Below are 21250 nucleotides of genomic sequence, written 5' to 3' on the forward strand. Positions count from 1 at the left end.
CATTTCTCCTCTTACAGCGGCGGAAATTCCTGGAACGGAGTGCGTTTTCTTTCCTGCTGATAAGACAGCGAATACTTTTTCAGATATTGAATAAATCCTCTTCCGTACTCGTCCTGCCGAAGCATCGTCCGAATCTGTTCCCGTTTTCCGTAAGCAGTCTCATTCAGGTACAACAGATACTGTATCTCGACCCATTTTGCCATTCCTTCGTATACTTCCAACCTGTTCTGTGGACCATATGCCGCAATAATTGCCTTGTCATCCCAGTTCTGGTACTGCCAGATATGTGTCAACTCATGGGCAATCGTCGCCATTGCTGCCAGCCTCGGAGAACCGTTTTCAATATACAGACTGTATCCGGAAGCATCCTTCTGTGCAAATCCAAGTGTTCTTCCATCCACACCCGGTGTCGGAACGAATTCTTCTCCAAAATGCTTCGCAATACTCTTTGCATCCGTCATACGTACTTTGATTGCAGCATTGATCTTGATTCCATAGAAGATCTCCATATTGCGAAGTACCATCTTAAACACTTCTTTGAAGTCCTCTCCAGTACGAAGTGCCGTAGAGGAACAGTGATTACAACGCTCTCTTCCGTCTTTTAACACTTCATACTCTCCACCTGCAAGTTCAACACCACAGAAATCGCAGAAATGAGCGCCTGCCTTATTCGGATCGTATGCTTTTGCATATTCTTCCGCAGCTTTCTCATTGTCCCGCACCTGCTGAAGCGGGTTGCGGTCATATCCGTATGCAGCCAGATAGGCTGCGGTTCCGGACAGATCCAGGAAGCTGTCGACCTCTTCATATCCGTATTTCAGGAAACAATGCTTCTGATATTCTGTCTGCTCACTCTCCTGCGGCATCAGTTCTTCATCCTCTCCTTCAATATCAAGCTTCTCTGTTGGGCTGACATCGCGCATGCTCATGGATCTTCCCACTTTTTCTGTCGCTTCATCTTCTTTCGGTTCTTCTTTTATCTCCTCCGCTTTTGGCTCTTCCTCTTTTGGCTCTTCCGTCTTTGGCTCCTCCACTTTTGGCTCTTCCGCCTTTGGCTCCTCCGCTTTTGGCTCCTCCGCTTTTGGCTCTTCCTCTTTTGGCTCTTCCGTCTTTGGCTCCTCCACTTTTGGCTCCTCTGACTCTGGCTCCTCCGCTTTTGGTTCTTCTACTTTTGGTTTCTCCGCTTTCGGTTTTCTCTTAAAGAAGGATTTTATCTTCTCCAGGATACGTCGGAAAAAGCCTTTTTTCTTTGTCTGATTCTCCGGTCTCTCTTCTTCCGGCGGAAATTCCGGTACGAATTCACCTTCCGGTTCTTTTTCCGGTTTTTCCTGCATCTTAACCTCATGCCAGTTCAGAAGCTCCGAGATAATCTCGAAATATCTCTCCAGATTTCTTTCCACGGAAGCGATCAGACCAAGGTCTATCTCACTGTCTTCTACAAAATAGATTCCCGGAATGTCAGAATCACTTTCCATAGAATACATTGCATACTTCAGATTCTTTGGAATCTCATTTTCCATACCAAACGGAGTTACCGCGCAGATATACGGGTATGCATCCGGATAAGTGGTCCGGAATATCTCATTCATCATCAGTGCAATCGTATAACGAATCTGATCAGAAGCCCCCGGGAATTCTACTTTCATCACGAGCTTATTGCGATAAGAACGCTTCGGAATACTGCTGACATAGACGTGACGTCCGTGTTTCAGATCGTGATAATCCGACATTTCCAGATAACCATCAGTCAGAACTTCCACCTGACAGTATCCCTTCAGAATCCGGATATCTCCCAGTGTCTTCTGTCCTCCGACACTTGTATCATCTTTCCAGTTTGTAACCGTGATATGCCGAATCTGCCGGTAATACTTTCTCTCTGTAATATGATCAGCAGCTCTTCTTACTACTACGCCGTTACGCGGAGTGATAGACTGCACCTCATAATATTTGCCCGCGTAAGTCAGGAACTGTCCGGGAATCAACGCCTGGAACACATGTCCATAAAGCTTCGCTCCGATATAATAAGTCTCCCCTTTTTCATCTTCCGCAATATAATATGCATTCTTCAGATTACGGACAAATTCCGCAATCTCCGTCTGCTCTTCAATTGCATAATATTTCTTTGTCTCTGTCCTCAGACCGTCTGCCAGAAGCTCATCACGGAAATAAATCCTGATGTTGATCTCCTCAATATCACAATGCTTGTAGATCAGCGTTTTCAACGTTTCAAGCGGAGCATCTACGTCAAATTCAATACCGCTGACCATCAGTGTCTCTGCAATCTCATCTTCACTGACCTGTTCTCCGGCCATCCGCATCAGAAGCTTCAGTACCGTATTACGTTCCGAGCGTGTGTAATCAGCTACAATCGTCGGAATTGCCTTCGGATCCGTAAGAAATGTCTGTGCATTTTCAAACATATAATCACGAAGAAGATAATTCTCGCTAATCACATTGATAAATCCCTGCTGTTTTGCCCTTGTTGCGTACAGACGCACCATCTCAAACAGATTCAGGAACTCATCTTCTACAACCAGAAAGGAATTCTCCTGTGTCTTCGGACTCCAGAGATTCGAATCTACCTGAAAGGCTTTGTTAAAGCTCTCCTGACTCACGGGAAGGTCTGCGTATCCACAGATTTTTTTATAATACTGTCCCGCGATCCATTTCATATCCAATACCGGAAACTTCTCACCGCTGATCCATCTTGTATTGGCGATCTGGTATTTCATAGCCACTGCATTGATCTCTGTTCCGATACCCATATACCGGGATACATTGGAAAAGATTCTGTGATGCATATATTCACCATCTGCATCCCAGCACATAATCGAAGTAACGGATCCGCTCTGGCTCGTCGCCTCCACCTCCGTAATATTGGTCCGCAGGGTATGTGATAACGCATCCACCAGTCCGTCACAGTTTCTGTCACAGGCCGCATAGACTACACTGTCCTGCCGGTCGAATCTGCCGATCAGAAGGTTCAGTCCCATCTGACCGGTCGCCAGAAGCTTTGATGGTTCTACGATGAATACAAATCCTACTTTTTCAAAAAATTCTGTATTATTTTTCTGTATATCAATGTTAAACAGATCACTGAACTTCAGAATTCCAATGTCTGCCTCTGTGGCATTCTGATCCAGAATCTCAACTTTCCACAGACTGTCTGTATTGATCTGTTCGACAATCCCTTCATTCAGCCACTGCACCACATCCTCAACAGCCGAATCTCTGCCCATAACGATCAGGCTTTTTCGATTTTTCATCAGCTGTCTGGTCATAGGAAGCATGAGATAGTCTGTCAGATCCCGGTAAAATGGATTGCAGAACAGTACACTCTGCCCTTTCATGAGCTTAATACAGCTCTTCACATATCCCGGCTCAATCTCTTTTCCACTTTCCCTCAGAGCGCGGAAGTACTGTCCCAGATTTGCGACCGCAGCATCCTTGCTCTCGCACATCTCCTCAAGCGTCTCAAATGTAGCCGGCACGCCAAGTCCATTGTCCACTGTAGAATCATACAGCACATGATCTCCGAACAGGCTCTTTAATATATCCCGAAGCAGCCCGTAGTTAGCCACTTTATAGGACTCCTCATCTTCACCCAGGATATCTTCAATAAATTCACTTTTCGTAAGCCCGGACAGGAAGCACAGCACTTCCCCCAGAACAAGCAATCCGAAGATCGGATAAAAAGTTGTCTGAAAAGCCGGCATTTTCGGATAATACTGCGACAGAACAAAGACAATACTTGATACGGCAACTGCCGTGTAATAGATCCCTTTACAGTAAAACTTAATCTGTCCATACTCCGGCTTTACGAACCACCTGTCCAGTTCTTTATCGTACTCATAACACCTGCCGGATGTAGCTTCCGTCAGTTCTTCCGAAGATCCCCATATCCGTTTCAGAATCGGGAGAATGATCACCTTAACCAGTAAAAATCCGGCCGCCATCAGCACATTCACTATATAGACCAGATATTTCTGCAGGTTCATCCGGCTGATAAACGGAACCACACCCCCGATAAAATTGATCATACGTATCACCGAATGATACATTTGATTCAGAAAGATCAGCGCCACCACACAATACACCAGTGCTGCCACCGGCATCAGAAACTGCTTTGCCCTGTCTGTCTGATCCAGATTGATCTTCAACGCAGCCGTGCAGAGAAGGATGAAGGATGCCGTACAGAGTACGATTTTTATCAACTGTAATATCCCTGTCATGAATCTTCTCCTTTCGTTTCTTCGTACAGATCTTCTCTTTCAATCACGAGACCTGCGATAAACTTATATGGCGGACGAATCATATCGCCTGCCGTATTCAGTGGAATCTCGGACTTTCCTCCATCCGGCTCATAATAATAGAGTCTGTTATCCTTTGGCAGCTTATCCTCATCAAAGAAACGGGTCACATTTTTTTCAAAATCCGCAATTCGCTTTACGCCGAATGCAGCAGCAAATTCCTCATCCCGCTCGATCGACATTTTAAGTGCCTGTTTATGTGTTCTCAATCTTAAGGTTCTCTCGGAAACCGCATCATTTTTCTTTGTCAGACCTGCATAGATCGACTGTGCCTTCATGTAAGTACACAGTGTCGAAAAATATCCTTCAAATTTCTTGGCAGATCCGTTCACACTGTTAATCAGCTCTCTCATAAGATCATTAAAACGTTCCATACTCGCAATGATCTTTCCCCGAAGCAGAAACAGTGCCGCAATTCCGCCGGTCGATGCAAGGACAGTTGCTCCCAGAGTAAGTCCCAGAGACGCAAAAAACTGCTGTTTTCCAAGCTTTAACGAATTAAAAATATAAGGAAAATATCCAATCATGTAGATCAGCAGGATGATAACGCCTGTGCTGATCACAACATTTCTTCGCATACGCACTGCAATGTCTTTTTTCACCTGACTGTCGACCTTCTTCATCTCCTTTCGGATCCTCTGCTCATCGATCACACTGCGTGTATCGCTGGTCAACAGTTCCAGTTCCAGAATATCCAGTTCATCCTGCAACTCTTCAATCTGAAATCTGTCCAGTTCATATTCATCTTCAAAGAAACTGTCAGCGCGGCCTTTTACATGCGAAGATGCCCTGTCAATCGCACGTCTTGGCATCTTCAGGAAACGATCCACACTTCCCTGCTTTTCCCGAACCTGTGTATTCCAGTATTCCAGCTCATCGTTCGGATAATCCCTGCTCAGACCGACATGCCCCGTGTCAATATACAGGTCTTTTCCCGAGCTTTCCGAAAATATCACCGGAATATGCTGTTTTTCTACGATTTCAGCGCCTTCCTCAAAGGTATTTTCCGGCTTCATTCGAAGCCTCTGCTGAACAAATGTCAGAGCTGCCTCCATCTTATTCAGATGATTGTTCAACAGATCCGACAACTCTTCCTTTGACACATCTACCCCCAGCCGGTACAGCTTATAAGCCTGCAGTGTACTGGCCGGAATCTTATTCACAGATACCGAAAGAACCGCCAGCCAGAATTCTGTCAGCTCTTTCACATACCTGCTGTTCTCCGGATTCGTAATACTGTAACACAGAAAACGACAGATTCCAGGGTAATTATTCCTGCGGCAAAAATCAGAACTTTCGATCTCGAACGGTGATTTCCACGATTCATATATATAATTTTCATCATCCGGATGTCTGCGCATGGAGATCAGATATACTTCCTGCGGACGTACATCCGTAAAAGAATACTTCTCTTCCAGTGCTTTTCTGGTCTGTTCAATCTCTTCTGATACTTTTTCCTTCAAATAGATTGGTCTGAGCCCGTCCTTATACGTTTCTGACAGCGAATAGAACTCTTCTTTCGATAATTCCGATGCTCTCACTCTGCAGGTCTTCCCGGTAATCTCATCTGTATACTCATAGCCCTCTTCAAAGTTTCTGACCGGGGCTGCAGGATAACCGCAGATCATATGCGACAGTCGGATAACAGGAACCGTACTGTCCCGCGGAATGGGATCTTCCGATACCTCTCCCGGAAAATCAAACGGATTCTTCTCATCCGGCACCGGCCCGGTCCTTTTCCCGTATACCGGCTCGGCACTGATAATGACAGCTCTCCACTCTGTTCTTCCCTTAATCAGCTTATACAAGTCGGGAACAGATGTAGAAAGATCTGTTCCTGACTCATTCCAATCACAAAAACTTATGGTATCATTGTTGACGAACGGTTGAAAAAGAAATCGAAACTCCCTCAGCAGATCCGATGAGTGCTTACTCAGTATAATTACTGTATGCATTACTTTCACCGCCTTTATTATCAGCTAATTACTCTCTTCTTTCTCTGGCAGCCTCAATCAGCACCTGCATCTTTTCACAAAGGTCATCCTGTCCTTTATTCTCAAGTTCATTTGCTGCGATCTGCATCAGGTCATCTACATAATCGCTGAAATTATCTCTCCAGTTTGCAAAATACCAGTCTACATTTTTATCAAACAACTGGATCTGTTCATATACGAAGTTGCCGTATACCCAGTCAAGATCATCTCCCAGAACGATCGTCTTCATATAATCGTAAATCATCTGAAGCGTCTCTTTCATGATGTCCTTGCCGACCTTCTTATCAAATTCTGCAGCCGGAGTAGATACCTTAAGCAGAAGCGCAAGATCAAAGACGGACAGGTGATCCTTCTTAAATTCATCACTCTTTAATTTGCCAAGATTCTTCATGAGAAGACTGGTCTCCAGTGTGATCTTTCCTGCACTGTTTTTCTCTGCCGCAAACTTCTTATCCATATAGCTGATGATCGTTCTGACCACAACCGGATTGATGATCAGTGCGTCCAGAACCTCATAATAATGGTCACAAGGTGTACCGTTGGACACTACAAATTCTTCTGTCTCGATGCCATTCAGCTGTAATCTGTACAGATACTTGCCCTCTGCAATCTTTCTGTAGCTGATCAGATTGAAGATCAGACCCAGAATAAATGCACGGTAAATCCTTCTCTCCTGACGTTCCTGATTCTCATCGTCCAGATCCGGCAGACAGGTAACAATATGCCAGTTACGGTCAATGTGCGGAGTGATGACCGGTGTCTTATCGGACTTCGGCTTAATCTGGTTCACCAGTTCATAATATGCTTTGTAATACTCGCCTTCGCATCTTCCATCTGCTTCACTTCCCGGTGAGAACTTGGATAATCCATTCGCACGGAGTCCGTAGATAGCCTGATAGAACATGATCATATTCAGCGGAATATCCTCATCCGGATTACCACCGTAATTACCCAGTTCCTGAGCAATCAGCATAGATCTCGGTGAATCATCCTTCGGATCCAGCTGTTTGCTGTATGTACATGCGGCAATTGGTTCTCTCTGTTCTCCAAGCGGACGCTCGATGAACGGGTTCGACAGATTTCTGGTCTCTGCGATCACACGGCGTACATACTGCTCGATCCGTCCGTAATCATACTCATTTGCCTCATATTTTGCTTCTCTCTCCAGTGCAGAAAGAACGTCCATATTCACCGTACTTCCATAGATCTCCATCAGAGAATCTTCAAAATAGCCGATGATACCGTCTTCAAACAACTCTTCAAAATAGCCGCCGTTCTCCGGTTTTTCCTTCATCATGGAATAACTGCGCACTTTTGCATAGATGCTTTCTGCCAGTTCTTTGTCAATCGTAATGGTATTGCCGGTATATGGCATCTCCTTTAACAGTCGTGCAAAGCAATTCGGAGAAGCGCAGACATATCGGGTGGTCTTGCCGGCTGTATTGCCGTATTTCTTCAGGAGAGAACTGATTCTTCGATCCAGTTTTCCGATTCTGTCTTCAAAAGAAGCATAGAATGTCTGGAATGCATCACAGAGACTGGTGATATAGTCAATACCCTCACGGAATACCTCTGCAAGAACGCTGCTGGTTCTGTACTTGTCCACTTCACTTAAGTAGAAGCGGAACTGATCCTTCATCTCCTGCTGCGTCTTCTTGTCAAGTTTTCTCTCTGTCAGCTGATCCACAGTCTCTACTTCATCACTCTTCGGATCATCAAAAATGTTATAAAAATCTTCAAAGAATTTTTCTTTCTTCTTATTCTCTTTGTCTACGAGCACCTTTTCCTGCTTCATAAGTTCCAGCGCCTGATACAGGAAATATCTGACTGCATTCGGGTGAACAAATGCACCGTGCTGATCTCTTAAGTATGTCTCCATCTGGTGTGGCAGTCTGTCTTTGGTCGCAGAATCATTCTTTGCCTTGAAGATCGTATAGGCAATCGTTCTTCCTGAATCCTCGCTGCGCTTCATCACCATATCTTTGTATTTTTCTACTTCTCCAAACGCTGTCTGCAGATCTTCTGCCGTCTCCTTCTTTCCCACCTCAATATCATTGATCAGACCGATTGCCTGTCTCTTCTGGGAATCCAGATCCATCTGTCCGGTCGTCGTACTTGCTTTTACAAATTTCTTAAGCTGATCTACGTACTCAGACCACTTGTCACCAACCTTTTTATAGCCACCGTCATCATAGATGGTACACGCTTCCTCAATGGCCTTGGCAAATGGATCCTTCTGCTTTGCCAGCTGATTGATCGACTCAATGTAATCTACAGATGCATCAATATCACGCACATGGAATCCCTGTGCACGCATCTCTGAATTGGCCAGACATTTTTCCCTGTACATATCATCAAATACCAGCCACTGCTTGGATACACATTCCTTTGCCCAGTTCAGCGCAATATACTCCTTCACGTCATCCGTCGGATAGATCAGCATCGCAGATCCTGCACCGGCATAACGGTTGCGGCCTCTCTGTGCACACAGTTCACGGATCGTATTATCCTCAGAAGAGTTGCTTCTCTTATTCATTGGGCCAATGGACTGTGAATAGATACAGTTGGCCGCATGATCCAGATACTGGTTAAAGCTGTTCAGCTTCTTGCCTTCTGTATTCTGCGCATCAAACAGGAAGCAGAAATCATATGGTCTGACATCGTATTCTTCTACTTCGGCAGAGCCTACCCGTGGAAATTCCACGCGCACACTGTTTTCATATTTTTCCGGCAGTGTCTTATCACCCTTCATCAAGAATGCATCCAGCTCACGAAGCGCTGCATAAGCATTACATCTCAGATTGTTTCTCTCGGTCTGCCCGCGGATTACTTCATAGAATACTTCCGGAAGAATAAAGAAACCTCTGGTAATATTCGCACTTGCCTGGAACTTCGTTGCCAGATAATTCTTCAGGTACAGAGCGACCGGAAGAATCAGACCGGATCCGGTTCCTCCTGCAAGTGAACTTACGATAACAACACGGAGTGCCTGTTCACCGGAGTCTCCTTCCAGTTTGTAAAGTTCTTCAATTGCCTTGTGGAGCGGTTCCATATTACCGGCACGAATCGCAGTATCCAGGGCAAGTCTGGAGATGGCTCTTACCTGTCCTGCTCCTTCTGTAAGAGACTTACTGTTCAGAATTCCGTTTACCGGAAACCATGTATCTCTTGCATGTGTATCAATATTCAGATACTCTCCTACCGTCAGCTTGGTAGAAGTCTGTATCGTCTTAATATACGGATTTTCTTCACGAATCTCCCGAAGTTCATTGATATCCGTGTCAAATACAGCGAACCCGATCCGCTTTCTCTGTTCTTCCGTAACCATCTTCGATACACGGCATACAATTTTTGATCCGGTTCCTCCCAGTCCCACTAATAATGTTGGTGCAATCATGTCATTTCCTCCTCACTAAGTATATCTTTTATTTTTTCTTCTTTTTCCCTTTACTCTTTTTGATCGATCCATCTGCCGTTCTCTGTACATTTGGAATACAGGTATATGTAAATTCCGGAGTCGATACCACAATGATCGTACTTGCCGAGATCCGATAGTGGCCCTTGTAATTCTCCTGGATCGTCATTCCGTTGAATGTAGTATCTTCTTTTCCTGCAAATGCCGTCGTATTGAGGATCCACATTCCGCCACCTCCGGCTGCCTTTAACCGTGCCGTCTTCTTCACCGGAGCCGGTGAAAATGTAAGTCTTCCGACCTCTGCTTTGTACGGAAGAATCACCGACAACATATTCTTCTCAAAATTTCCCTTTACCATCGTATCACGGATGCCGATCTTCTCCGCCGTACACTCTATAGTCGGACGACGTTTCATCTTTCTCGGGAACCGTTTTTTAAACGGCGGTACATATCCCAGCAGCAAGATCAGAATCAACAGACAGATCGTAATCTGCTTCCAGTACTTCTTCAGATAATCAATCGGACCTCTGTCATCCTTGATCTCCATGGAAACCGTCTGTGATTTTCCATAGTTGTCACCGTCAATCTCAGTCGATACGCTGACGGTAATATCCGCCTTTCCGGTTCCTGTATCAAACATGTCTCCGTTTTTATACTTTGGAGTTGCCAGCCAGGTTGACACCTCACTGCCCTGACTGATCTCCCACTCAATCGGGAATTCATTGCCTTCACTGTCTTTGCTGCTGATATCGACCTCTGCCTGCTTCCACTGTTCCTCCGTCAGCGGCTCTCCGTTTTTCATCGCCTTGATCTGTATCTCTTCCGGATCGTCTGCAATCGCCTTGAGTGCCACAGAGGACGGCGCCTTCACTTCCATATCCAGCGTACATACCGTATAAGACTTTTCCATATGATCCGTATAATCATTCAGATAGACCACATCTGCTCCAAGCTCCAGGGTATCTCCATCCACCTCGATCTCAACCGACTGTGTGGACCCTTTTCCTCCTCCGAGCCCGTATTCTTCTCCGTTTACAACAAGCTTATACTGCGGTTCTCCCAGAAGCTTCGAATCCTTAATGAACTTTCCGGACAGCTGATTCACAAATCCAACCTGCACTTTATACTGTCCGCCCTCAATGGTATCCCCATCTACACTCTTATCTCCGCGGATAAGCTCCATGCCGAATTTTACATTCGGCTCATAGTAGATCTGAATGGAATCCGCTCCTTCCACATCCAGCGTATAACTTCCTTCCATAATGGAAGAAGGATCTGAGAAAACAGCAACTGCACCTTTTAATGAAGTATCTTTTGTTGGCGTCTGTGTAACATAAGAAGTAAGTCCTGCTCCATCTGTACTGCTGCACGACACTTCATAGCAGCTCTCCATATTGACTTCACTGCCCTCTTTATTCTGAAGCCCCTTGATATTCACCTGACTGCCCTGCGCGAACACGATCAGTTTACTGAGCGGAATATCAAGCTCAATACTCTGTCCCTCTTTATATCCCTGATATTCATTTCGCTTAAAGATACGATTGCTCACCACTGCAAGTTCATTGATTACCGCAGAACTGTCTCCTGCCTTCTGCGCGTAAAAGCCCAGATCTTCATTGCCGTCCGGCACGTTCTTGATCTCACTTCCCATTGCCAGATACTGTACATACATATTTTCCCGCAGCTGTGCCTTCTGCTCCAGATCCGCCTGCAGGCCTGCAGCAGGTACATCACTGTCAAAGTCTCCGTCTGTCAGTACAACGAGCCAGCCTTCTTTCACCACTCCTCCGTCCATCAGAGCCGCAAGCTCATTGGCCGCTGTATTTACCTGTGTATAAGGAGTTCCCTTAGGACTAGGCGTATACATATTGTGAATCTGAGCAATATCCGAAATGGATTGAATTGTAATAGAAGACGTCCTGTCTGTCCCGTTATTTCCACCTGTAGTCACTTCGTGCATCGGAAAGATTTTCATCACATCTCCACTGTCAAAATTCATCATCGCCGAAAATACTTCCATTGCATAGGTAGCCTGCGACCACGCCATATTCCCCGGTCCATACATACTTCCGGAGTTATCAAATACTACATAGATCGCTCTGGTCTTGCCCTGCTTTGTATTCTCCGCCTGTGAGGTAAATCCGATACCGGCAAGCATAACAACAGCCATGACAATACTAAGAACTTTTGAAAATATTCGTTTCATCTTTTGCTCCACCCTCATAAAAAATTCCAAAATAATTGTATAATACTCACACGATTGTATAAAATGTATAAAACACATAAAATAATTATAAACTATTTCTAAATATTCTACAACTACTTAATGATTACTAAACAGAATAATTTTATCAGTATCCTTCAGTTCCACCCAGATCTCCTCCTGGTCACCGGAGAATATCACCAGTTCTCCTCCCTGGCGTACATAACCGAAGATGATAGACTTGTTATCATCCCCGGATGCCTGGTAGGTTGCCCGGATCAGCTGCGCCGCAGTGCATGGCTTCGGTGTTTCCAGAAAGAAATCCTTCACCTTCTTTACATACAGTTCTTTACTTTCATATATGGTACCGCCCTCTTCATCATAGGTCAGGATATCACTGTAAAAATTAAAGATTGCCTCTTTTTCTCCGATCTGTGTCACCATCTTGCTGATATACCGGTTACTGATAACGATATTGTTAATACTGTAGCTTCGCACAATATCATAATTCTTTGGATTCAGTATCTCAACTATGACATCGATACTTTCTCTGTCGAAATCCGGATTCTTCTCAACCCGTTCTGCGATGATATCCTGCACATAGATCAGGTAGGTCAGTGCTTTTGCATCCTGCTCTTCCACTGCCACCAGATCATCCGACAGGATCAGAATACTGGTATCTCCGACACTGTTGTCCACGAATTCATTGACCGCATCACAGATCGCCTGTTTATCATATACATCTGCCGTAATCCTGTGATTAACATACGGATACTTCTGATATCCTCCATTTCTTTCCATACTCTTTTCGTCATCGATTACCATGATATTCAGGATCTCAGGTCCTCCGTTTGCATGGATCCATTCCGGATCTTTATAGTTCCATTCTGCACGGAATGCGTTGAATCCTTCCATGACAGCCTCGCTCTTACTGTTATGTCCGAGAATAATAATATTTCGCTTCTCCAGCCAGTAATCCGGATTGACCTTCACCCGATACTCTCCTGTATCACAGACAGATACATCATCCAGATCTTTTTCCTTTTCTGCAATGTAGTAGAACTCCGTTCCTTCTTTTCCATCCATACAGGTCAACGGAATCGCATGCATATGTTCTTTCATATACTCGTTAATGTAAGCGATATCCTCTATCTGGCTGTCACATTTTCTGCTGAAAAAAGCAGCGCCCTTATTCGAAAACAGCTCTCCGTACACCAGATTCAATTCCGGCATGATCGCAAACTGAGACAAGATCTGGCCCAGAATTCTATTCACGGCAATCGGCACGATATTACATTTTTCCAGTTGTTCTTTATGATGGATGACTCTGCCCGCAAGCTCCAGAGTCCATTCATCCTCCACTTCTACCACAACTTTCTGATTGTCTGCCGAATCTGCGCTCCCCGTCATCTCCGCCACCTGAATCAGCGTCTTTACCGTATGCGAATTGCCCTTACGGTATCGGTCCATGTCTTTCTGCACATCGTACTTACACAATTTATTCTGAAACGTCTTTCCCAGAATAATCACCGCCCGCGCTCTGCTGATGGAGATATCATTGAGCTTCTTCACCGAAAATGTATCCCCTTCCCGCACAATCACCGTAATCCTGTTTCGAAGCATATGTTTCCGATAATAGCTTCTGCCTCTGATCCAGCCCATCTTCTCACAGGCCCTGCGCAGATCACTCCGTTCCTTTTCCAGAGTCGCCATGATGCGCTCTTCAATCTCTTTTTCAATGACTTCTCTTCCATCCTCCACCAGCACGACCACTTTTTCCGGATGTCCGCTGTAGAGAAGATCATTGATAATCTCCGATGCTCTGGAATTCCAGTTCAGGATCACAATATGATTGGAAACATACAGCTTATTCTCACCTTTATTGGCACTGTTGATGAAGTCAGAAATATAATTGGTAATATAACCGATGACTGCACCGGTAAAGGTGATCATTCCGATAACCGCGACTACAATACACGCAATGATGATGGAGACATTGGCTTTTCCCACATCTTCAACGACAAGTCCGATACATCCCGCGTCCAGAATCATCGATATCGTATAATAGACAGATGCCCCAAACCCTCTGTTTTCCAGTGTCTCCGGTGCAAGATTCGATATCACCACCGCAGCGATCATAAAAAAGCAGATATTGAGCAGGAAAATAGCTGCCAGAATCACAGTTGCCGGCCTCTTGGCAATCTGTACACTCAGCCACTCACGAATACGGTTCTTCTTCTTCATAATATTTTCTCCATTTCATGCAACTATAGTGTCGCTATTATAACACATTTATCTAAACAAAAAGGTGCAATTGTAAGTAATTACTGCCAACTCGCATAAATTACAAGAATCGCAAATCTTCTCTTAGCCAGAATATCATAAATACAATATTGATGCAGCGTTCCGTGGCAAATAAAGGACTGGAGCAAAATATAGAGTCATCATTCTGAATATATAATTTCCATAAGAAAAGCCGAGGTAAGCGAGTAAGCGTCGAGGCGTTCTTATGGAAATTATATACTTCGAAATGAGCACATCAATATTTGCTCCAGTCCCTTATTACACGTTATTGTTACTTTATAATGTCATATACCGGTCGATTCCGTTGGCAATTCCGGTCACGATCAGATTCTGATAGTCCTCGGATGCCATCCTCTGATCTTCATCCGGATTGGTCATATATCCCATCTCGACAATCGTACACGGAACCTGCGCCCAGTTGATTCCACTCATGGAATCCGTCTCCCAGACATATTCTTTTCTTGCTCCGGTCACGGCAACATATTCCTCCAGTACGCACTCAGCCAGAGCATGACTCTTCTCATACAGTGCTCCGTTGTATGGGTTGGACGGCGTCTGGCAGATTGTCATCGCTCCATTTACACTGTGATCATCGGATCCATTGGCATGGATCCTGACGAATACATCTGCACCGGCCTCATTGGCAACTGTTGCCCGCTCGGCATTGGATATATTCACCTCATTCATCTCGCGGATCATGATGACCTGGTAAGAACGCTTCTCCAGCTCCGTCTTCAGCTTCAATGCCACCTGCAGATTCAGTTCATATTCCGGCACACCTGTTGCTACGCCTGAAGTCCCACTGCTTACTTTCGCCTTCGTCTCGGACGCACCCGGTCCCACCGGTTCCTGTTCATTATTCCCCTGACTCTGATGACCCGCATCAATCACCACGATTCCCTTGACTTCTGTCTGATTTTTTTCACTCTCCCCGGGCTCTTCCTCTTCTGTCTCCTGTTCTTCTTCCTGGATTTCCAGTTCTTCTGCTGTCTCCTGTGTACTCTCCTTATCCTCTTCCGGCTCTGTCTCTTTCTTTCCACAGGCAGCAAGGAACAACGCAGCTCCCAGTACACAGATGACCATAATATATCGTGCAGATTTTTTTCTCATGACTGCCCACCGCCTTTCATATATTGATATACACCATCGGATACGTTGACGATCACCTGTCTTGCTGTTGAAACATCTGACAGTCCCTGCGTCATGATACAGATAATGTATGGCTGCTGTTCCAGATACACGATTGCAACATCATTTTCCACATCCGCCAGCTCCCCGGTCTTATTGGCTACAACAACGTCCGCGGGAACGCCTGCCGGAATCTTCGTGGTACGCTGCTGCTGCTTCATATATTCCACAATCTGAGAAGCTCCGGCAATCTGATTCTGATAAACATCCGTCAGAAATTTTCCGCAGTCCGCAACAGAAGTATAATTATCATCCTGGGCATTGGACGCCAGAAGCATGCGTCCCATATGCGACTCTGCATAACCGTGGGACTGACAATAGGCATTTACCTTTTCTCGCCCCGCAGCTCCGTCTCCTTTCCCCAGATACGTTACCAGCTGATTTGCAGCATCGTTATCACTTACTGTGATCATAGACTGCATCAGACTGCTGATCTGTGTTTCATTCACCCCGTTTGCACAGAGTTCCTCATAATTCTCGTATACGCAACCGGCGATATACAACTTGATCAGACTTGCCGCCTGCATCTGATGCGACGAAACCGATGCATATTCTCCGGTCGCCGGTTTTTCTATATATACCGCCGTATCTCCCTTTCCTGCCAACGGATTTAAAAGCTCTGTGATCTTTTGTTCCAGATCTGTCATCTGCTTCCCGGAAGACTCCGGCTCTTTCGTCGTTTCCTCCGCCGAATCTTCTGTCTCTTCCTGCGTATCGATCACCAGTTTTTCCGTCTTCTTTCCTGCATCCTCATCGCCGGATCCGGATGCACCGCATCCGACTCCTCCGACCGCTATAAGCACACATAATATTCCTACAAGATACCTTTTCATACTTAACTCCCCTGATATGTCTGTCTCTTACTGATCCAGCTGATAACCGTTTGGATTCATGGAGAACTCCACCTGACGCAGCAGTTCGGCATTCTTCTTCTCATAGTCATTCAGCACGGAAGCACTGTAATTCGCATCAAAATCATCCGGATCATAGGTTCCCTGATACCAGGATTTGGAAGTGAAATAGTTCGTCAGTTCCTGAGACTTGAACCGCCTTCCATGTCTTGCATAGATCTCATTTTTGGCATAATTGATCTCCTGTATCGTCATTCCGGCAAGATCTGCCTGTGTCAGATAAGTCGCATTACTGTTCGGAAGAATATAATCCTGCTCCAGAAGGCTCTGCACCTCCGGTTCCTCTTCCACAATTTCTTCCTCTTCCGTCTCCTCTTCCATCACATCCTCTTTCGGCTCTTCCTCTTCGTCTTCCTCATCCAGAATCGCCTGTATCTCATCCAGTTCCTTCGTGTTCTTTGGTTCATTCATCTTCTTTACCGCCAGACCGATCAATGCAGCAACCAGAAGAACTACAACGATTGCAACCACCGTATACAGATCCTTCCATTCCTTCTTCAGTTTCTGAATCGGAGAAAGATTCTGTTCCGGCGGATTCTGATCATATGTATTCTGGTTATATGTGTTTTGATCATACATATTCTGGTTCATCTGCGCACCACAGTTCGTACAGAATCTCGCGCCGTCCGGCATCTCTTTTCCACATTGTGTACATCTCATATCCATTCCTCCTCATAAAACACCTGACACATGATATATTGTGATTCGTATTCTTCTCTTTCTCTAATCCCCACTCAACGCCGTTTCAAATAATCTCAGATTTTCTGCCAGCTTCTCCTGATCCATGGAGAGAATCGCTTCCTTCGGAAACAGACCGCCGGCAGTTCCGACATACCGATATCCGGATGCAAGGGCTTCCTTTACATTATCCCGATGAATCCCTCCCACTGCCATCAAAGCAAGATCTCCCAATGGTTCACAGACCTTTTTTGCATAGCCGAAGCTTAATTCATTCGCCGGAAACACCTTGATGATGTCCGCTCCTTTTTCTATCTGATCCGCGATCTCGGACGGCGTAAATGCTCCCGGCACTGAGAGGATCCCCTGATCCCGGCAATGCTGCAGCATCTGCTCTGTCATCATCCGCGGAGACAGAACAAATTCTGCTCCTGCGTCAATTGCTTTTAACAGCTCATCATAGGTCTGAACCGTTCCGGCACCGATATTCAGTCTTCCGCGATATTCTGCGGAGATCTTCCGGATAATATCATAAGCATTCTCTGTATTGAGTGCGATCTCCATATTGCGTACATACTGACTGTCCAGAAGTACTTCCGCCACACTCCTCACCTGCTCGTATGTATATTTCCGGAGAATCATTGTTACCTTGCCAAATGTCATTATCGTTACCTCCTTTTTCTTCTCTGTTTACAGACTGTTGTCAGGATATAAAAAGCTGACGTATTCATATATTTCCGTAAAATCCACTTCACACTCACCGTCAAAGATCCCGACCGGTACTTTGTGCTCGAATGTATACATGACCGGAAATATATCCTTTTCAAATTCGTATACATACACTCTTTTTTTTACAGGATCTACGATCCAGTATTCTCTGACTCCCGCATTCATATATTTCCCCATTTTGAGTGAAACGTCTCTTCTCTGTGTTGCGGGAGACAATACTTCAGCCACCAGATCCGGTGCACCGGCTACTCTTCCATTCCGGAACTTGCTCCGGTCGCATATGATAGATACATCCGGCTGAACCATTGTTTTTTCATCACAATCCAATTGTACATCAAGTGGTGCAGTTATTGTAATACATTTTCCATGTTTTTTCCGGATATATTCACGAAATCGCATATTAATCTCATCACAGATCAGCTGATGCACATCCGAGGGGGAAGCCATCTCATAGATTGTTCCGTCAATCAGTTCCACTCTCACCTCCTGTGGAAATGCCAGATAATCCAAAACATCATATTCCCCCTGACGCTTTGACGCCTGATATTCTGTCGATTCTTCTTTGATCACAGAAGCATCCGGCACGGATCGCAATGGACGAAAGACAAGTTCCAGTGCCTGCAGCGTCTCATATCTCGGCGATTTTGTAATGCCTCCTAATACCTTCTGTACCGTTCCGACCGGGAGTCCGGATAGTTCAGCTATCTTTTCGTAAGAATATCCCAATTCTTTTTTCCAGGCACGCATTTCTTCTATTGTCATATACCTTACCACTCCATCACTTTCTGATTTATCCATATTCTATCATATTTCTATCCATTTATCAATCTTTTATCCATTTCACACAGGCGCATGACATAACAAAGCAGGGCATATGCCACAGCATACACCCTGCTTATACGACTGTTTTTACAATCTCAGATCACTTTTCTGTAAATTTAAATATTCAGCAGATCGCTGTATACCTTCAGCGCCCCGTCTGTCTCATGAGCAAGTACGCGTTTTGCAAGTACTTTTCCAAGCTGCACGCCTTCCTGGTCAAAGCTGTTCAGGTTCCATACGAATCCCTGGAACATCACTTTATTCTCAAAGTGTGACAGGAGTGCTCCCAGTGCTTCCGGAGTCAGCTTCTCTCCGATGATGATGCTGGACGGACGACCGCCTTCAAACTTCTTATTGCGGTTTTCGTCATCTTTTCCACATGCAAATGCCACAATCTGCGCTGCCACGTTCGCACACAGCTTCTGCTGGCTTGTGCTGCCCTGAATCACAACATCCTGCTCCATCTGGTTGTTCTTAAATCCGACAAACTGAAGCGGAACAATATCCGTTCCCTGATGCAGTAACTGATAGAAGGAGTGCTGTCCGTTTGTTCCCGGTTCACCAAAGATCACCGGACCCGTCGGGTAATTTACCGGCTCACCGAAGCGGTTTACAGACTTTCCGTTGGATTCCATATCCAGCTGCTGCAGATGTGCCGGGAAGCGGCTCAATGCCTGTGAATACGGAAGAACAGCAGTATCCGGATATCCAAGCACATTACGCTCATATACTCCGATCAGTGCATCCAGCATTGCCGGATTCTTTAACAGATCCTTTTCTTTTGCAAGCTCATCCTCTGCTGCTGCACCTGCCAGGAACTGTGCAAATACTTCCGGTCCGAATGCGAGTGACAGTACGGCTCCTCCTACTGCAGATGAGGAAGAGTAACGTCCGCCGATATAATCATCCATAAAGAATGCTGCAAGATAATCATCGCTCTTTGCCAGAGGGGATGTCTCACTGGTAACTGCGATCATATGCTTTGACGGATCCAGTCCTGCTTTTTCCAGAGCATCTTTCACAAAAGATTCATTCGTCAGTGTTTCAAGGGTTGTACCGGACTTTGATACCAGTACAAAGATAGAATGTGCAACATCAATCTTACTTAAAACTCCGGATGCATCATCCGGGTCAACATTACTGATGAATTCTGCCTTCATCTTCAATGTATCATTTACTTTTGCCCAGTTTTCAAGCGCTATATAAATCGCACGAGGTCCGAGGTCACTTCCGCCGATACCGATCTGAACAACCGTTGTAAACTTTTCGCCGGCCGCATTGGTGATCTCTCCGGCATGTACTTTATTAGCAAATTCTGCAATCTTTGTCTGCTGTTCCACATAGAAAGCGCGTTTGTCAACGCCATCTGCAACAACCGGTTCTCCCAGCTGTCCACGGGTCAGCTGATGAAGCACCAGACGTTTTTCTCCGGTATTGATCATCTCACCATTATAAAGAGCTTCGTACTTTTCTGTAAGCTGAGCTTCCTCCGCCAATTTTGCAAGGACGTTCAGGATATTATCATCCACCTGCTTTGCCCCATAATTATATGCGAGACCTTCTGCCATCGGCACACTGTATTTTTTTACACGCTCTGCACCGTTTTCTCCGGACATTGCCTCGGCAAGATTAACCTGCTCCACAGCCTGCAGCTCCTTATATGAAGCAAGTGTATCCAAATTGTTCCAAGTAACCATATCAGATTCCTCCTCATTACGAAAGTGTTCTTTTACTTCCTGAAATATTTCACAAAAAAATTATACTATTAAACATCCCCAAATTCAAGTCAATACAGAGTAAAGCCTGTAATCGTCTATCCTTCCCGAAGAGACTACCGCAGCAGAAAACTGTCGAATATGAACAGATCAAACTGTGACCTTACACGTTCGTACTGCTTCTGGTTTTTCACCGTCCATGCAACAGACAGTGCACCGAGCTTCCGGCAGATACGACGTGAAATATTTCCCGCATCCCTGTGGCAGTAAGCAATAAAGTCCGGCCTGGTCACAAAATTCGTGAGAAGATACGTCACGATCTTCAGCACCGGATTCTTTTTTCCACCCTTTGCGAAGTCTTCACTCAGCTGTCCTCTCACGATATCGGGACGATGTTTCCGATACCACCGAAGCGCAAACGGATGGAACGATTCGACACAGTATCTCCCCTTATAATGCTTCAGGATCCGGTTGCCAAGCTCACAGATGACAGTGTCTGCCCGATCCATTTTATATTCAATGATCAGTGGTACTTTTCCATTGACTACACTGAGTACTTTTTCCAGCGTAGGGATCGTCTGATCCGAGTCTGCAAGCCTTAGTTTCTGCAGCTCTTCCCACGTATATTCCCAGATATTCCCCTCCACATTACACATCCTTTTCAGGGAGGCATCATGAAAGACCACCGGAACATCATCCTTTGTAAGCTGAATGTCAAACTCGATCCCATATCCTGCTTCGACTGCTTTTCGAATTGCATTTACAGAATTTTCCGGCGCATTTGTCCGATTGTCGAACAGACCCCTGTGTGCATAATATACGCCCAGAAACCCGGAAATATCCGGCCTGCCGAATATCCGCGGGCAGATCATATACAGATAACCTGCCGAAAGTATCATTAAAATCCCGAAAATAATCATCAAACTCTTCATATTCCGCCTCTGATCCAATTTTATTGTCTCTTATTGTCGTTACCTAGTA

General features: G+C 45.3%; 12 protein-coding genes. All 12 read right to left on the reverse strand.

Annotation, left to right across the window (positions count from 1 at the left end):
• Window positions 1-11: 11 nt before the first annotated feature.
• The 12 genes from ABE547_RS04275 to ABE547_RS04330 all read right to left on the reverse strand — a co-directional run bounded on the left by ABE547_RS04275 (window position 12) and on the right by ABE547_RS04330 (window position 21201).
• Window positions 12-4232 (reverse strand): hypothetical protein, encoded by a 4221-nt coding sequence (locus ABE547_RS04275; protein ID WP_347377587.1) that lies wholly within the window; start codon window positions 4230-4232, stop codon window positions 12-14.
• Window positions 4229-6265, reverse strand: a complete 2037-nt coding sequence (locus ABE547_RS04280) for a hypothetical protein (RefSeq protein WP_347377588.1) — start codon at window positions 6263-6265, stop codon at window positions 4229-4231. The genes ABE547_RS04275 and ABE547_RS04280 overlap by 4 nt, the downstream gene beginning before the upstream one ends.
• Window positions 6266-6293: 28 nt before the next feature.
• Window positions 6294-9701, reverse strand: coding sequence for a tubulin-like doman-containing protein (locus ABE547_RS04285; RefSeq protein WP_347377589.1), 3408 nt, complete (start codon window positions 9699-9701; stop codon window positions 6294-6296).
• A 28-nt stretch (window positions 9702-9729) separates the two neighbouring features.
• Complete coding sequence (locus ABE547_RS04290) at window positions 9730-11925, reverse strand: hypothetical protein (RefSeq protein WP_347377590.1); 2196 nt, start codon at window positions 11923-11925, stop codon at window positions 9730-9732.
• Window positions 11926-12042: 117 nt separating this feature from the next.
• Window positions 12043-14166, reverse strand: a complete 2124-nt coding sequence (locus ABE547_RS04295; protein WP_347377591.1) for a hypothetical protein — start codon at window positions 14164-14166, stop codon at window positions 12043-12045.
• Window positions 14167-14502: 336 nt separating this feature from the next.
• Window positions 14503-15336, reverse strand: coding sequence for an N-acetylmuramoyl-L-alanine amidase (locus tag ABE547_RS04300; RefSeq protein ID WP_347377592.1), 834 nt, complete (start codon window positions 15334-15336; stop codon window positions 14503-14505).
• Window positions 15333-16247: a serine hydrolase gene (locus ABE547_RS04305; RefSeq protein ID WP_347377593.1), complete on the reverse strand. Its 915-nt coding sequence runs from the start codon at window positions 16245-16247 to the stop codon at window positions 15333-15335. The genes ABE547_RS04300 and ABE547_RS04305 overlap by 4 nt, the downstream gene beginning before the upstream one ends.
• Window positions 16248-16274: 27 nt before the next feature.
• Window positions 16275-16985, reverse strand: a complete 711-nt coding sequence (locus ABE547_RS04310) for a YARHG domain-containing protein (RefSeq protein ID WP_347377594.1) — start codon at window positions 16983-16985, stop codon at window positions 16275-16277.
• Between the two features lie 63 nt (window positions 16986-17048).
• A complete protein-coding gene (locus ABE547_RS04315) occupies window positions 17049-17666 on the reverse strand; it encodes a bifunctional 4-hydroxy-2-oxoglutarate aldolase/2-dehydro-3-deoxy-phosphogluconate aldolase (RefSeq protein WP_347377595.1) in 618 nt (205 codons plus the stop codon).
• Between the two features lie 27 nt (window positions 17667-17693).
• On the reverse strand, window positions 17694-18494 hold the full coding sequence (locus ABE547_RS04320; RefSeq protein WP_347377596.1) for a Uma2 family endonuclease: 801 nt from the start codon (window positions 18492-18494) through the stop codon (window positions 17694-17696).
• A gap of 176 nt (window positions 18495-18670) precedes the next feature.
• Window positions 18671-20251 carry a glucose-6-phosphate isomerase gene (locus ABE547_RS04325; protein ID WP_347377597.1) on the reverse strand — a complete coding sequence of 527 codons (1581 nt, stop codon included), beginning with the start codon at window positions 20249-20251 and terminating at the stop codon, window positions 18671-18673.
• A 134-nt stretch (window positions 20252-20385) separates the two neighbouring features.
• Window positions 20386-21201, reverse strand: a complete 816-nt coding sequence (locus ABE547_RS04330; RefSeq protein ID WP_347377598.1) for a glycerophosphodiester phosphodiesterase family protein — start codon at window positions 21199-21201, stop codon at window positions 20386-20388.
• Window positions 21202-21250 lie beyond the last annotated feature (49 nt).

It is taken from the genome of Dorea sp. YH-dor226, assembly GCF_039832105.1.
Classification (GTDB): Bacteria; Bacillota; Clostridia; order Lachnospirales; family Lachnospiraceae; genus Dorea_A.